This window comes from uncultured Aquimarina sp., from assembly GCF_947500065.1.
Taxonomy (GTDB): Bacteria; Bacteroidota; Bacteroidia; order Flavobacteriales; family Flavobacteriaceae; genus Aquimarina.
In genome coordinates, this window is the sequence record NZ_CANMQT010000002.1 from 336,605 (window position 1) to 352,852 (window position 16,248).

General features: G+C 32.0%; 10 protein-coding genes. 3 read left to right on the forward strand and 7 right to left on the reverse strand.

Going from position 1 to position 16,248, the window contains the following annotated elements; genetic code table 11:
• Positions 1-55 precede the first annotated feature (55 nt).
• Genes Q0975_RS06945 through Q0975_RS06955 form a run of 3 tightly spaced genes read right to left on the reverse strand, consistent with a single transcriptional unit; the run spans position 56 to position 5,915 of the window.
• Positions 56-1,603 carry a cellulase family glycosylhydrolase gene (locus tag Q0975_RS06945; RefSeq protein ID WP_299434727.1) on the reverse strand — a complete coding sequence of 516 codons (1,548 nt, stop codon included), beginning with the start codon at positions 1,601-1,603 and terminating at the stop codon, positions 56-58.
• The gene (locus tag Q0975_RS06950) at positions 1,600-2,820 is read right to left on the reverse strand and encodes a hypothetical protein (protein WP_299434729.1); all 1,221 of its coding nucleotides are present in this window, start codon (positions 2,818-2,820) and stop codon (positions 1,600-1,602) included. The genes Q0975_RS06945 and Q0975_RS06950 overlap by 4 nt, the downstream gene beginning before the upstream one ends.
• Positions 2,820-5,915: a hypothetical protein gene (locus Q0975_RS06955; protein ID WP_299434731.1), complete on the reverse strand. Its 3,096-nt coding sequence runs from the start codon at positions 5,913-5,915 to the stop codon at positions 2,820-2,822. The genes Q0975_RS06950 and Q0975_RS06955 overlap by 1 nt, the downstream gene beginning before the upstream one ends.
• A 246-nt stretch (positions 5,916-6,161) precedes the next feature.
• On the opposite strand from Q0975_RS06955, the gene Q0975_RS06960 reads away from it, so the two are divergent.
• The gene (locus tag Q0975_RS06960; protein WP_299434733.1) at positions 6,162-6,983 is read left to right on the forward strand and encodes a dolichyl-phosphate beta-glucosyltransferase; all 822 of its coding nucleotides are present in this window, start codon (positions 6,162-6,164) and stop codon (positions 6,981-6,983) included.
• A 26-nt stretch (positions 6,984-7,009) separates the two neighbouring features.
• Positions 7,010-7,978 carry a type I phosphomannose isomerase catalytic subunit gene (locus Q0975_RS06965; RefSeq protein WP_299434735.1) on the forward strand — a complete coding sequence of 323 codons (969 nt, stop codon included), beginning with the start codon at positions 7,010-7,012 and terminating at the stop codon, positions 7,976-7,978.
• A 433-nt stretch (positions 7,979-8,411) separates the two neighbouring features.
• Here the strand turns inward: Q0975_RS06965 and Q0975_RS06970 are convergent, their stop codons facing one another.
• Complete coding sequence (locus Q0975_RS06970) at positions 8,412-9,635, reverse strand: hypothetical protein (protein WP_299434737.1); 1,224 nt, start codon at positions 9,633-9,635, stop codon at positions 8,412-8,414.
• 123 nt (positions 9,636-9,758) lie between these two features.
• Between Q0975_RS06970 and Q0975_RS06975 the strand changes: the two genes are divergently transcribed.
• The gene (locus tag Q0975_RS06975) at positions 9,759-10,673 is read left to right on the forward strand and encodes a phosphatase PAP2 family protein (protein WP_299434739.1); all 915 of its coding nucleotides are present in this window, start codon (positions 9,759-9,761) and stop codon (positions 10,671-10,673) included.
• Positions 10,674-10,696: 23 nt separating this feature from the next.
• Here Q0975_RS06975 and Q0975_RS06980 read toward each other — a convergent pair whose 3' ends face one another.
• From Q0975_RS06980 to Q0975_RS06990, 3 genes are read right to left on the reverse strand one after another with little or no spacing between them, the layout of a single operon-like run.
• Entirely contained in the window at positions 10,697-11,599 is a 903-nt protein-coding gene (locus Q0975_RS06980) for a GyrI-like domain-containing protein (RefSeq protein WP_299434741.1), read from the reverse strand.
• A gap of 4 nt (positions 11,600-11,603) precedes the next feature.
• On the reverse strand, positions 11,604-12,998 hold the full coding sequence (locus tag Q0975_RS06985) for a vanadium-dependent haloperoxidase (protein WP_299434743.1): 1,395 nt from the start codon (positions 12,996-12,998) through the stop codon (positions 11,604-11,606).
• Positions 12,985-16,248: a VCBS repeat-containing protein gene (locus Q0975_RS06990; RefSeq protein WP_299434745.1), complete on the reverse strand. Its 3,264-nt coding sequence runs from the start codon at positions 16,246-16,248 to the stop codon at positions 12,985-12,987. Before Q0975_RS06990 ends, Q0975_RS06985 begins: the two co-directional genes overlap by 14 nt.

Genomic DNA, 16,248 nt, shown 5'->3' on the forward strand with positions numbered 1-16,248 from the left:
CATCGTCATAATTGTTAAACACCTGTATTTCTACAGGTGTTTTTTATGTTATTTATTAATCTCTAATAAATTTCGAAGCTTCTTTCCTATTCCCTTCAACATCAATAACTCCAAAATACTTTTGTTTATGCTTTCTCCAAGGTAAGTTACCTGCAACATCAGTGGGAACATTATCGAAATCATATAGTGTCCAAAATAGATAATGAATATTTTGTTTTTGAGTTATCTCTCGAAACTGTGTGTAATACTCAGCCTGTTCTTTTTCTGAAGCACCTAAAGGATTCCAAAATCCTCTGCTACTAGACAATCCAAACTCTTGTAAAACAATAGGCTTATCAATCTGAGAACTCATACTAACATATAAATCTTCAAAATCATCTATGTTTTCATAGTAATGAAAAGACACAAAATCTACCTCATCCATCAATAGACTTGCTGATTCTATATCAGACCATCCTATAGTTACTAAATGATTAGGGTCAAATTGTTTGATTTGTCTAGCCATTTCTCCCAACCATGCTAGTACGTTTTCTTTTCCTCGACTTTCAAAATCCAGATTGGGTTCATTTTTAATATCCCATGCTACTATAGCTTTGTGAGTGCGAAACCTATTTACTATTTGTTCAGCATGACGATGCGTAAGTGTCCAATCTAATACAGAATAATCTCCATAAAAATCAAACAATGTAATGACTACTTTCAAGTTCTTGGCTTCTGCCTGATCTAATACTTGTTGTAATTTCTGCAGTTTTTCTTCTTTTACTGTCGCTTTTCCAAAATCTTCGTATTGAAGGAAAACTCTAACAGTATTGAGTCCTATTGTTTTGATAATATCAAAATCTTGTTCAATAATATTCGAATCAAAATCATCCCCAAACATATCCCAAGGTGTTTTTTGAGGATAATAATTAATTCCTTTGATCTGAAACCCGCTATCTTCTATGTATATTTTATCTTCCTTGATTTTAACTAAACGTTCTGTGTTAATAGTATCTTTTATAGTTTGAGCTTCTTCTTTAATCAAATGTCTTATACGCCAGAACCCATCTTCTAATAGTAATAGTACTTTGTAATCAGAAATTATTTCAGTTTCTAACAATAACTGATCTTCTTTATATATTCTTTGATACTCCCTTACATTTTTATCTGTTAACACAGCCAATTGACCATCAGCACTATAAAAATCAAGCAATAAGTTATGATTAATTGTTGTACTATGTATCGCAACCCCATTTGTCTTATTAACCGCTATGGGTTCGGTAATACGTTGTCTGGCTTTTGTAGTATAATAATCATCTACTCCCAGCGTGTCATAGGTTTGATAAGCCACTTGACGCACATACCAAGCGTTCAGATAATCTTTTTCTATATCATATAGCGTTTGTTTCTCAATTGGCCGTCCTGGGTTGATAGTATCTTTCCAGATTACTTTAGGAAGGTATACTTGATTATTTTCTAGTTTTAAATGTAACATAGAAGACCGATCTGCTCCAGTATTCAAGTAAGAAAGTACTTGACTGATCCCAAATAGCATCAATATAATAATACCTAAAAAAGAAGCTAGGATTACAGATCGGTATATGTTTTTATTCCAAGTGCTCATTGCATCAAGATATTTTCATACTGTTTTTCCACTCCTAGAACTTTAATTTTTAAATTATAATTTCCATTCGCATAAAATCCTTCTGATACTTTAAACGTGACTACTCCATTAGATGACGTCGTCATTTTAGTATCTATTAAATTGTCTTCTTGAGAAATCCTCAATACCACAGTAGCTCCATCAGGAATCAGTTGTTCCATAAAACTTACTAATGGACCAACTATGATCTCTCGATTATTTTCAGAAAATTGTACTTTAAAATCGTCCAATACTGACTCATATTCAATATGTATCGTATCACTCTCTGCAATACCTGATACAAAAGCTTTTATTTCCCAAGAATCCTCATGGTCGGGATGTAACATTTTAGCAATAGCGATACCACGAACGGTACTCGCTTGTGTTTTTAGCAAAACCCCTTTTTTATTTTTTATTTGAAATGTCACTAAAGTCCCATCACTAATAATATTCCCATATTGATCGTTAAGCGTTGATGTAATTAGCTCCGCAATCTGATTACCATCAGCGTATTCATGTTTGCGTTTCGCGTTGATCTGAAAACTTTCTGGTATTGCTGGAAAAACTACTATAGAAAATTCCTTAGAAGATGTCTCTTTAACCTTTGAGGACAGTAATAGTCGTCCAGATTGTTCATACGAGAATATAGTTGACCATCCTATTAAATCCTTGGTGTATACAATTTCTTCTTTCTCATTACTCAAAAACTGATGTTTTAAAACAATTTCTGTACTATCCGGTAGTGGATTATCATATATGTCTGCAGGTATAATAACCGGCATTGTGTAATCATTTCCTCCTGCAGTTATACTTGGTGGTCCGATATAAGATTCTAGTTGAACTTTTGTATTGGTATTTGCTAATACCTTAATAATTCCTGATAAAAGCTGTTCTGAATCATGTAATAACGTATACTGTATAACTCCTTTATTGTTCGACAAGAATTTGGGCAATATAAACTGACCATTTTCGGATTGTAACAGTATATTCCCAAATGAAGAATGCAAAAACAATTGAGTACTTACAGGGGTGTTTAATTCAAAATTTAATTGGATTTCTTCACCTGCTGTATATATCTCTTTTTTAGATTTTAAAACAACTGAAACTTGTGCTGAGTCAATCAGCATCGTATTAAAACTAACACTAAAACATATTAGAATTAAAGATCCAAGGACTATATGTATTCTTCTAAAATTCATTACTTAGGGTTTCCTATATATGTGTTGATCTCAATTTTTACGTAGCTAAATCCTTTTCCTTTTATAGATAAAAGCTGAGAAGATTGATCACGATTCCGATTAGGAACTACTTTTCTACTGATTTCTTCATTGGGTAATCCATTTATAAAAACAGATTCCATATCACTATTAATAGTTGCCAAATGAGAAACATTTAATAAAGTATAATCAAAATACTGTTTGCGTTGTGGACGAATCCCTTCAGATAAATATTGATGATCCACCCATACTAATTCTTTCTGATTATTATAATAAGAAACCAATATTTGTGGAATTGTAACTTCTTGTAATCCCGAATTAAAAAGAACCCCTTTAATCTGATCTCCTGAAACAGAAATATCATTGATTGCTATTCCTTTATACAAGTCCGTTGTTGCGACGTTTCCGACACATTGTAAATCAAATTTAGTTGGAATGTTCTCAAGCACAACGTCTGTAAATTGATTCGGATCAAAAGTATCTGGTTTAGCATCATCAGTATTTAGCCAGGCAATATCTTCAAAATCTATACGGAAACTAGTAACTTCTTTTGGGAGTAATTTATGTTTCATTTGGTGTTTTACATTGTATGACGCTAGTTTTCTATCCTCTTGATCATATAAGGTACCTGTAACTACTACATCAGCGGGAACGTTATCCACATTTTGTAATTCGCCAATAATACGATATTGTCCTTTTTGTCTAATAATTTTTGCCGAAAGGACTTCTAAAACTGGCTGTTTCAACACATCTTCGTGATAGGTTTGTTCGGAACTTATTCTACGTCTTCCGTGATTATAAAAACCTATAGTATTCTCAGAAAACAACTGATCTGGAGGAATATCAAGATCATACGTCGATGGTTGTATGTACCATTTCCCTTTATGTTTAACCAATTCGTGGTAATATGTTTTTTTAATTTTTTCTAATGGGGTGATCCAATTTGTAATAGCATTGACTCTTGCGGTAGTATCTGTTTGTATTATAACATCTACATTAATCTCATCTAGTTTAGCATATGAACTTAAAAGGCCATCTGTCACAGATACTTCTAGCATATATTGATCAATTGCTTTATTACTTTGTGGATCCAAATAAGAATAAGCCTTATTGAATTCTTTAAAATCCAATGCATCATAATAGGATGTCATTACATTTTCTGGGCTTACCTGGGATGCATTTTGAATGTAAAAAGAATATATAGCACCTACAAACACTACAAATAAAAACCATCCCCAAACATGTAAAACTGTAAACACTTTTTTCCTGAATCCTTCATACGGAATTGCGAAACTAAAATATTCAGGAATTCTAGATTGAGAACCCCGCAAAGCTCTAATCCATATCATTTGTATATTCAATATAAAAGCTAATAGAGCGGTAGTAATTGGTATCAATCCCCACATCAACTTTTGATAGATTGGCACTTCTTCTTTTGGTAAAATTGTCGATAAAGGAGGGATATTTAGTTTTTCCCAAACCATGATTCCGTTTTCTAATTGACGTAAACGTTGCCATCCACAGAAATACAGTACAGGGTCATAAAATTTATCATTAGAGAATACATATTTCAAATTATACTTCTCCGGAACTGTCAAAAATTGTTGTAACGAGCCTATTCCTTCTACACCTCGAAATTTTGAGTTTTCTAAACGTTCTACTGCTCGAGTAGTTAATTCTGGTAATCTTCTGGCGGAATGATAATTTCCATCCACTGTCATTGCTTGTGTCTGAGCAGACAGCCATGCCATTTGATCTCCAAACCCTAATGGTAAATATCGCCAATGATCGTGCTGATCTTGTTGTAAGAAGTTAAGAATCGGAAGCATTTTTATTTTTTGCGGTTGAGAAGGTCTAAAATATCCAAGACTCATAGTAAAAATGATGGTGGCAATAAAAACAAAAGCCAATCCTCCTGCTATAAATCGATGATATACAGCTCCAAATTTTTGTTGAATAAATTGTTTAAAATCACCTTCTACAAAACGATATATAAACTCCCCAAATATAGGAAGTGCCATTATCGATGCCCACAGTGTAAAACGATCTAACGTAAGAATATTAAATGCATTTTCTCCTAATATCATCCTAGGTATTGGAGTTGTTCCCCCAGTTCCTAAAATAGTTAACAAGGTAATAGACAATCCAAAAAACAAATATCGTTTGCTAAAGAATCGATACCATATATATGGTAAAAAGAGTAATAGTATTCCCCAAGGAATTAAAAAGAACACTAATCCAGAAGAAGTAACTTCTAAAAAATTATCACGAGAACCATGAGGAATTGGTACTTGAGTAATAGGGTTGTTTTTTGTATTAATCCAATATGGTAAAATGCACACTATAATTAATAGCAAAGATCCCATTCCAAAAACTATGATTCTCTTAAACAGTTGTAAAAACGTTTTTATAAACACTACAAAGGTCACTTCTTTGAACGATCCTACCTTCTGCTTTGAGGCATCCATAATAATCATTCCAATCAATGGGAATATGAAGAAAATCATTCCAAAAATTGGTGTTACATGATGAGAAGTTACCGTTACTGCTATCAAGCTTAATGACTTAATCAGATATATCTTCTTTCCTGTTTTGATCCATAAGTAAATTTCAGGTAGCGAATGCATTAATATTCCGATCCCCACAATGCTTGGGAGTTGCCCAAAAACATGTAATGTTTCTACAAAAGAAGAGGAAAAAACAGCTAAGATAGCGGCATATCCAGCAACAGTTCTATTAGCTGTAAGCAGTAAAGCAAAACGATATACTCCGGTAATAAATAATAAAATGGCAAGGATAGCTACAGTAAATAACCCAAACTTTAAACCTCCTATATAAGATAATAGAGCAATACTCTGATGTACTAATGGAGGATACCCCATAACGGTAATACCAGTATACCAACTATAATTCCAAGGTTCGAACCAACTTTCTGCATAATGATGTCCAAAAAAAAGATGAATCAACGCATCATAGGTAAACTCTAACGTAAAGAAGATGGATGTCCCATGAAAAAGGACAGCTATCAGTAACGCCAGTATTAAATACTTATTAGTAGTTTTTTTATCTATATCCAAAATATTTTGTTTGATAATACTCATTATAATTATCCGTAGGTGAATGAGAATAATGGTTCAAATAACTCCCAATAAAATCTATAAAGGGAATTATACTCCAATATACAACAAAGCTTTTGGTTTAGACGAATGGTACGTCTTTCGATAAAAACCATTCACCGACAGCAATCTTCCAATGAGCGAAATGCTCACTTTTCGAGCGACAACTCCAAGTAATTTAGAGGTGTAATCCCAAAATAACCTATTATGAAAACCGGAATTATTATACCTTGTTACAACGAAGAAAAAAGATTAAATGTAGCTGCTTTTATAAACTTCATTCAAAAAGAAAACAACTTTCATTTATGTTTTGTAAATGATGGTAGTAAAGATGATACTATCGCTGTATTAAAAGACATACAATCCGAAAACCCTTTAAAGGTAAGTGTTATTGATATCAAAAAGAATTCAGGTAAAGCTACTGCTGTTAGAGCAGGTGCAAGATATCTTCATAGTAGAGGAGATATGAGCTTTGTTGGATTTATAGATGCTGATCTATCTACTGATTTTGAAGATTTTGATGGTCTTTTAAAAACACTAAAAACCAACAAAAAATTAAGTATGGTATTTGGGTCCAGAGCTAAAGACGCTTCTGAAGGAATCGAAAAAGATACCTTAAGAGCATGTTTCTCAAAGATCATAAAAATGTTGGTATTTTTTATTCTTAGACTACCGATAGAGGATACACAATGTGGTGCCAAAGTATTTAGAGCTGATATTATTCCAGTACTTTTTAAAAGAAACTTTTTTAGCAGATGGTTATTTGATGTAGAGATGTTTTTAAGAATGAAAAAACATTTTGGTAAAGTAATTATATTAAATAAAATCTATGAACAACCCTTACAAAGATGGGTACATATGGATGATTCTAAATTAGGCCTAAAAGATTCTTTAGAAATTCCATACAGATTATTATCAATATGGTTTAATTATAATGTCCTACAGAATTTAAGTTATTCTAATACAAATGAAGTTTCTGAGCCTGCTGTAGAAATATTTGGACTTCCTATGACATCTTTAGCAGCATAATTCATAATCTCCTAAAACTTATTATCATGATCAATTATCCAATCAAATTCGAGCCTATCTTAAAAGAAAAAATATGGGGTGGCAATAAACTTAAAAATGTACTTCATAAAAACACAACACTTAATAATGTTGGAGAAAGCTGGGAAATCTCGGATGTAGACAATTCAGTTTCTGTAGTTGCTAATGGAGCATTAAAAGGGCTCAATTTAAAAGAATTAATTGGTCAGTATACATCAGATTTTATGGGAAAACAAAATTATAAAGCTTTTGGAAACAACTTCCCGATTTTGATAAAGTTCATTGATGCTAAAGAAGATCTTTCTATACAGGTACATCCAGGTGATCAAATTGCTAAAAAAAGACACGATTCTTTTGGAAAAACAGAAATGTGGTATGTAATGCAAGCTGATAAAGATGCTAATGTGATCGTTGGTTTTAATCAAGAGATGTCTCAAGAAAAATACAAATATCATTTAAAAGAAAATGAATTAAAAGATATTTTACATCACCAAAAAGTAATCGAAGGAGATTCTTTTTTTATCAATGCAGGAAAAATTCATGCGATAGGTTCTGGAGTATTATTGGCTGAAATACAGCAAACATCAGATATTACATATAGAGTGTATGATTGGGATAGAAAAGATAGTAACGGAAACGGCAGGGAATTACATACTGACTTAGCTTTGGATGTAATTGATTATAATAACAATAATGATTACAAAACTTTATACGAAAGAAGATACAATCAGTCATCAACCATTATAGATTGTAATTACTTCACAACCAATTTTCTAAAAGTAAAAAATAGCTTAGTAAGAGTATCTAATACTATTGATTCTTTTATAGTGTATATGTGCACAAAAGGAACCGCAGAGATAACAGTAGACTCCAATTCAGAAATGATTCAGGAAGGACAAACAATATTAATTCCTGCAACTGCTAATCAGATTGAGATAACATCTAATAGTGCTGAGTTTCTGGAAGTTTTTGTGTAAAATTATACGATACATTATTAATCATAGATAAAAAAAATCATAACTATAAACTAAAAAAAATCAACAATTAAAATTACTTTGTAATAAACTACACGAAATACTCCTGGAAGATAACCCGTTAATAGTGTTAGAATAAATGCAACATTGAAAAGCTATAGTGAAAGCTGATTAGAACTGCCTATTCCGATTAAAAAGAGTACTATTATAAAAACTATTGCAACGGAACAATCTAAAAGGTGTGTATTCTTTTGGTTATGAATTTCATTGCTTTAAAAATATTAAATTATCACTAATTAATTATGCGCCTTACTTTGTTTTCCAGTTTTTATTAGCCTCTTAAACTAATTTCTTTTGATCTTTTTCTACTAACCATAATTATTATATCTCTAATTTATAGAAATAAGAAATACTATTTAATCCCTGAAGAATAGTACTATTCTGATACCGTTGTTTTTTTATAGGTAATCTCCCTTTTCACATCCTTAACTAGACTTTTCTTATCATTAACATAATTATACTGAAGGATTTCAACAAAATTACCATGTTCATCATAACTAAACTCCTGCATTTCTGATAATTTGTTATTATAAAAATGTTTAATCACTTTCTTGTTATCTTTATATTCAATACCTATATGAGCTACACCATCATATTCACCTTCTTCTAAAGCTTCTTTAATGAGCAACCCCATTTTGTTATAATAAGTAGCCTCATTCTCAAGTACCTTTATGAGTTTGTTTTTATCATATAAGTAGCTCTTTTCACTGATTTGTCTACTTTCAGACAAATCTAATGCCTGATCTATTTTTGCTACATCTTCTAATAACACTTCTAAATAACTTTTTTTACTATTAAATATCTCAACAACTCCGTTAATTTCGCAAGTAATACTTCGCTCTTTACTCGGCAACCCCTTTTCATTATAGCTAAATTCTGAGGTTCTTATATTCAACGCTCCTTCAAAAAAATTATCCAAAGTGTATGTTTTTATGATCTGATTTGATGTATTATAAATTACGTGTTCGTAATATGTAGGATCAGTAGGGATAACAACATATTCATAATTTACATATCCCTCTTTTTCATACTGTTCAATGCCAGTATCTAGTGTATCTGCTCTATAATATTTATATTCTGCATAATTCTTTTTATGTCTAAAATTTGTAACCGAATTTCCAAAATAATAAGTCTGCAAACGGTTTCGCCTATCATAAATGAATTTTTCTTTATTTATTTTATTAGCGATTTCTTTTGTTACCTGATACTTCCCTTTCTTCATTAGGAGCGTATCAACCGATATTTTTTTTGTATTTCTTTCTTTAAAATATATCGTATCAACGGTATGTGTGCAATTACAGGTTCCATCATTATATATGTTACTAGGATCTAACTCATTCCAGGTTGATGCTACTATTTTATATTCCTTATTTTTAAAAGATTCATACGTAGAACGGATACTACCATCTTCGTATTCATTACTTACATATGAGATAGATATTATATCTTCTGAATTATAAACAAAAAACTCATTGTACGAAAGAGTTCTGGTAAGGGAATCAAATTGTTTTGGGTAAAATTTATGTGTAATACTTTCCGGCAATATTTGTCCACTGCTATTCAGAGTAATTAAAAAAACAATCACAAAAAATCTAATCATATACCTATTTTGAGATTAACTATTGCTTTCTAAATTACTAAAAAGAAACAGTATCATCACTATTCGATATATTTAACTTTTGTTTACGAATAAGTTATTATTTTTGCTTTCCAAATTGTGTCTATGAAAATTTTTAATCTCCTACCTGCTTTCCTATTATCATTTCTATTTCTAGTTCCAGTTTATTCTCAAGAAAAATCAAAAGAACAACCTGAAAAACAACTAGAAGAAACACAATCAGAATCAATTCCTGAAGAAAAAACGGAAAAATCACAACATGAAATGACCAGATGGCAAATGCTAAAGTATGATGGTGTTTCTGCTTTTGGAGGTATAAAAAATGCGTATACACAGCCATTTAGATGGAAAGGTGATGATTGGGCAACATTTGGAGGAATTATTGCCGGAAGTGTAATTTTGCTAGCCGCTGATGAACCTGCTAATGATTATTTCACTAAGCAAAGCGAAGGTGTTCCTCAAATAATTAAAGAAAGTGGTTTTCGTTTTGGAAAACCTCTTTTTAACTACGGATTGACCACGGGTATTTATGCCTTAGGTTTAATTACTAAAGATGAAAAAATAAGAAAGACAGGAGTGTTACTTATTGCTTCAGCCACCGCTGGAGGAATTATCCAAACATTCAGTAAAACATTGGCTGGTCGCGCAAGACCTACCTCAGGAGAAGACAATTTAAGTTTTCGTTTTAATTCTAGCGAAGCTGAATATCATTCATTTCCTTCCGGACATGCTATTTTGTCCTTTACTACTGCTTATGCTATAGCGAAGCAATTTGATAATCCCTATATAAAAGGAGGGCTTTATGCAGTAGGGTTAATCTCTCCAATATCTCGATTATGGAGTGGAGCTCACTGGTTAACGGATGTAGTTCTGGGTGTAGCTCTTAGTGTGGTTATTGTAGATGGAATAGACAACTATCTTAACAAGAAGGAAAGATATGTTTATGACAGTAAAAAGTTCAAGGTTAAATGGGATTTAAAATTAGGAGCGGGTCAATTAGGTGTAGTAGGCACATTCTAATGTATACTTGAAATATAACGCTCTTATTTTATGGGCAGAAAAATTTCTGCTTTCCATTGTAACTCATCACCACCTTGCATAGGGTTATTATAAAAAATCTCAAATGGTTTTTTCTCGACTTCAATCGAGTTTCTTTTAGCATATTCGATTAATGCGAACCAAGCTTGGTCACTGTTTTTATAATTACCATAATAAGTAGCTTTTAAGGCTTTTTGAGAAACTTGTTCATTATATTTAAAGATTGAATGTGTTTTAACAGAGTCTTTATTTTTTACTGGAAATCCAAAATCAAACTGAATAGAATCTGATTTAACATCCCAATATTTCACTTTAATTACAGGATGTCCTTGCTGTTTTATATTATTCTTAGGAATATCTAAATAGAGGTCACTATTAGCCATAATCATTTTACTAGCTTTTTCTGATCTTTTAGCCTTCATAAAAGCACTTACATACTTTACTTCGGGAATTACACTTTCTCCATTGATATGAACCTTAAAGCTATTCGTATAATCAATAAGCTTATTATTAAATTTAATCATTTGATTTTTATACAAATCAACAAAATCCGAAGAACCTGTAAGAACTTGTAATCTATTTCTTATTGATTTCTGTTCTGAAACAATACCCACAGTAACCTTAGTAATTGTATCCGAAATACTTTTAAAATTCCAATCCAAGATGAATGAAGAATTCTGTTGAGCTACCCTCTGTTTTACGTTTCTAAATAAAACCGTATCCAGTAACGTTATGTTTTGATTTTCTTTATTAACTCCCCAGGATTTTAATGCTAAGACCTCATAGTATAAACTTCCAGATGCCGTACTTGCTTTAAAACTCACTTGATAATCATACTGTTTAACAAACAAATACCAAACAGCTACTCCTAAGAATATAGTGAGCATTATAATTCCAGCTTTTTTCATAGTATTAATTAGTCGCTACTTCAGATTTTGAAGTATTCATTTTTAATTTCTGAACTACAAATCTGCCTAGTTCTCGACCCTGATCTAACCCTAAATCGATTGCTGCTCTATAATGAATCCCTCCATACAATCTACTAATAGCAGCTTCATCAGCGGCCTTATTAAAAGATGTAAAAGAACGAACCGGTAACCCGTATTGTAATTCTGTGTCATCATCAAAAGCAAAATCATCGCCAAAAATATCTGTCAGCACTGTAGAAGCTGCTCCAGAAACTACAGAGTGACCACTAGTGTATTCGGGAAAAGGAGGTGTTTGCAAAACCGGAGTCCAATTCTCGTCAATATGTTGATTAATTAATGTTTCTGGTCGAATAAGGTTACTTCTGTATTTCTCATCCCAGCAGCTTATAAACGCATCGGCAATCGCAATAGAGGTTTTTGTATAAGCAAAAATAGTTTTTGCAAAATCTGCATTGGTTTTTTTACAAGCAATTTTACAAATCCCAATCCAATGTGCACCTGGTGTATTTTTTTTAGTTGCAAACATTAAATGACCTTTATGCGTAGAAACATAGGGATTACAATCCCAAAATTGTGCTATTTCTAATTTTTCTGAATCTTCTCCTTCTTCCTTAATTTTTTGACCCACTTCATAAGTCTCCATCAATTCTTTGTAGAATGGAGTATCTTTTTCTAATGAGAAATCAGGGTATCTAGCTGGTTTAAACTGTGATGAGGAATTTATAATCGATGGTCTTATTTCTTTCCAATGAGGTTCAATTCCATCCATATAATCCGGTGGAGTTGGTTGCCATCTAGAAGGATCCTCTGTATTTACTGAAAACTTAGGCATTGTTCTGGTCTGCGCATAATTATCAGTAGCATACCATTTTTTTACATGTTCGGCTACCTCTAATCCATAAGTTTTAGAATCGTTAAACGTGTTCTCATCCTGTAATTTCCAGGAATTATAAAGGCTATCACGATATATTTCTACACGATCTTCAGAAAAAAGCAATGATTTACCTACTTCTAAATAGGCTACCAAAGCGGAAAGTTTATAGTTTATATTTTTGGTAGTATCAACAGAAGGAACAGCTCTTAAACTATGTAATTGGTTTGACAACGTTGCATAACCTTCACCTTCTTGCCTAATCACCTCATAAGCAGCAATATTAGCATAGTTATATATTCGACTCGCAACTGGCGGAGAAAAAATATCATGCACCATTACTTCTGTAATTTTATCTACAGCATTGTGATAATCATCAGAAGTAATTTCAATAACTTTTACTTCTTTTTGACAAGCATTTAAAAGTAGTGCTAATGAAGCGAGTAAAAACACATTCTTGCTCTTAACTAAAAGGGGCATTCCGCTTAATTTATTAAAGTATTTCATAAATTTCCGCTTTTCCATTGTTTAATGTGATTAGTAAATAATCCTTATTTACAAAATTAATAATATTTAATCCTCTAACCGATTTCTGGTTCAAGTTAACACCTAATTCTTTGCTTTCAATTATAGCAGTATCTCTTTCTAATATTGCTCCTGCAAATCCATCAAACCTACCATGATAGGGAATCACTCCAAAATAGTTACCCGCCATAAACACTTCTTCTTTTCCATCTTTATTAAAATCGTGTTTTAACATAGCCATGATCGGAGCTACTTGTAACGAATTTTCAAATGGAACAAACGAAAAGGTTCCATTTTCATTTTTCAGGTATCCAGAAGCTAATTGATGTACTTCTAATAACGTTGCTTCTTGTAGTTCCTTTTCTCCAAAAACTTCCTCTATAGTTTTTCCTGCAAAATTATTATAGGTTGTAAATTTTTTCTTTAGATAATTTAACTGACCTGACAGTTCATCTAACCCTAATGCTGTATAATATTTCCCTTTTTTAGGTAATGCTAAAACTGTTTCAGTTGTTTTATTATTGTCAAAATCCGAATAATACAATCTTAACGGGTAATCCGATGAAGCCGTTAATTTAGAATTCAATCCAAAATTGCCAATTAAATAGTCAACATCGCCATCATTATCAACATCAAAATCGACTATAGATTGCCAAAGGCCTTTTAGTTTTTCTTTTGAAAATTTATCAGTTACGTCTATCAGGTCTCCATTTTTATTTTTAAAAAAATGAGGTGACATCCATTCTCCGATAACAATTAAATCTTTTATCTCATCATTATCAAAATCAGTCCAAATAGCATCTGTAACCATTCCTACTTGCCGTAAGTCTGAATTTTCTTTTATTGCGAAATTTCCAGTATCATTTATCAGAATATATGAATTTGGGGTTTTACCAAAATCATTAGAAACGGCATAACCACCTACAAAAAGATCAAGGTCTCCATCTGCATCTATATCAAAGGGTTTGATTACCGATTCATGTTCATATAAAGCTGGAAAATTACTTTTTGACAAACCAGTATCCGAATTCATAAATAACCTATCTACTAATTCTTTTGATTCACCAAAAAACTCACCTCCGGAAGATGCTATCAAAAGATCATTTTTAGTATCATTATCAAAATCTTCTATAACAGCTACTGCATCTTCTTTCTTCTTATCACTAGTAAGCATTTCAGATGGTTGCTCTTCAAAACCTGTATCAGTTTGGATGTAAATTTTAGAGGTTTCAAGTTTAGAACTTCCGAAGAAAACATCATCTTTTCCATCACCATTTAGATCTCCAATCGCAGTAGCTGGTCCTCGATCTGAAATTTTATACGGAATTAATTTTTGTCGATTAAAATCTGTATAATTATTCTCTTTATGAACATATTCTAGCCCAGGAATAGCATCTACCTTTTTAAACCAACTCTTACTTTTAGGAAACAATTTTTCATAATCAACCGCATTCCTTTTATGTAATAATTTAATCGTCAAACTTTGATTTGTTGTTATATTTTCTGCTACCTGAATGGTATTATCCGGCCATATAATTTTTAGTGAATCTATAGTTGTGATGCTATCGTATCCAAAATGAATCATCGGTTCTGAAGAAGACTGAAACCCCTTCGAAGTAAATAACTGTTTGTACTGAGCAATTCCTTGATGATAAGAGATTACTTTGGTTCCTATCCCCAGTTTGTTTTTGTCTTTAAAATCAAATTTTAGCTTTAAAAAGTTATTTTTTTCATTTGTTTTATTTTGATAAAAAGAGGCTGGGGCATTTATATTATTGGTTACTATATCCAGATCTCCATCATTATCAAAATCCGCATAAGCACTTCCTGTAGAAGCTGTATTTTCTAATGGAAGCCAGCTTGAAGATTTATCAATAAAATTAATCTCTTTATCTCCTTTAAATATGCAATTCTGTACTTCTCCGGAAGGCATTATATTTAACGCTTCGTTATCGACTAACTTTGAACTATTTAGTTTTTCCTGGATTTTTTCATTAGAAATATATTTAATATAATCAAGATCGTTAGGGCGTTTTGGAATTCCATTAGATATAAATACATCTTGTTCTCCATCTTGATTATAATCTGCAAACAATGCAGACCAACTCCAATCTGTAGCAGCTACACCACTTAGCAAAGCTGTTTCGGTAAAATGATCTCCCTTATTAATCTGAAGCATATTGCGGGCATACTGATAATGATATCCTAATCGATTGATGCGCATTTGTAGCATATCTACTGTTTCATCTCCTGCAGAAGCCTTTAGAATAGTCTCATCCTCTGGAGTCATATCCAACGTGAGAATATCCGCATAGCCATCGTGATTGATATCAGTTACATCATTACCCATAGAGAAACGGCTGGTATGACCAAAATTTTGTTTTAATGATTCAGTAAAGGTTCCGTCGCCATTATTGATATAATAATAATCATCTTCATGAAAATCATTACTTACGTAAATATCTGTATATCCATCATTATTAAAATCCGCAGTTGCAATTCCTAAACCGTATCCATTTCCTCCACCAAAAACTCCTGCTGCTATACTCACATCTGTAAAAACTTCTCCATCATTGCGAAGTAATTTATCACCACTTTCAGGACTTCTTTTATTTCTTAATGAAGCTCTTCCAAAAGAATTCTGAGTATGTATTGCATGATTCAATAAATACATATCTAAATCTCCATCATTATCATAATCAAAAAAAGCAGCTGATGTGGTATAGTTCTTAAAGTCTAACTTATATGCAGAAGCCTTTTCGGTAAATGTATTGTCCCCATTATTTATGAATAACTCATTTTTCCCTTTTAATCCTTGCAGACCAACTACAGCACAAACGTAGATATCCAAATATCCGTCTCCATTAACATCTGCCATTACTGTTCCTGTATTCCAATCCGAACTTCCTGCTACTCCTGCTTTATCCGTTATATCTTCGAACTGAAAATTTCCTTTATTGAGATAGAGTTTATTCTCTCCTTGATTAGAAGTAAAGAATACATCAACCAAATCATCCTTATTGATATCTCCAACGGCTACACCAGCACCATTATAGTAATACAGATAATCAAGAATATTTAATTCTTCAGTAGGAACCAATATATTTTGGAAAGAAACATTTGTAATCTCTGATGCAACCTTATCAAATAATTCTCCTTGGTGTATGTTTTGTTTTGTACACCCAGATAAAAATAAAAGCCCAAAAGTTACTATGATTATATTTTTGATCAT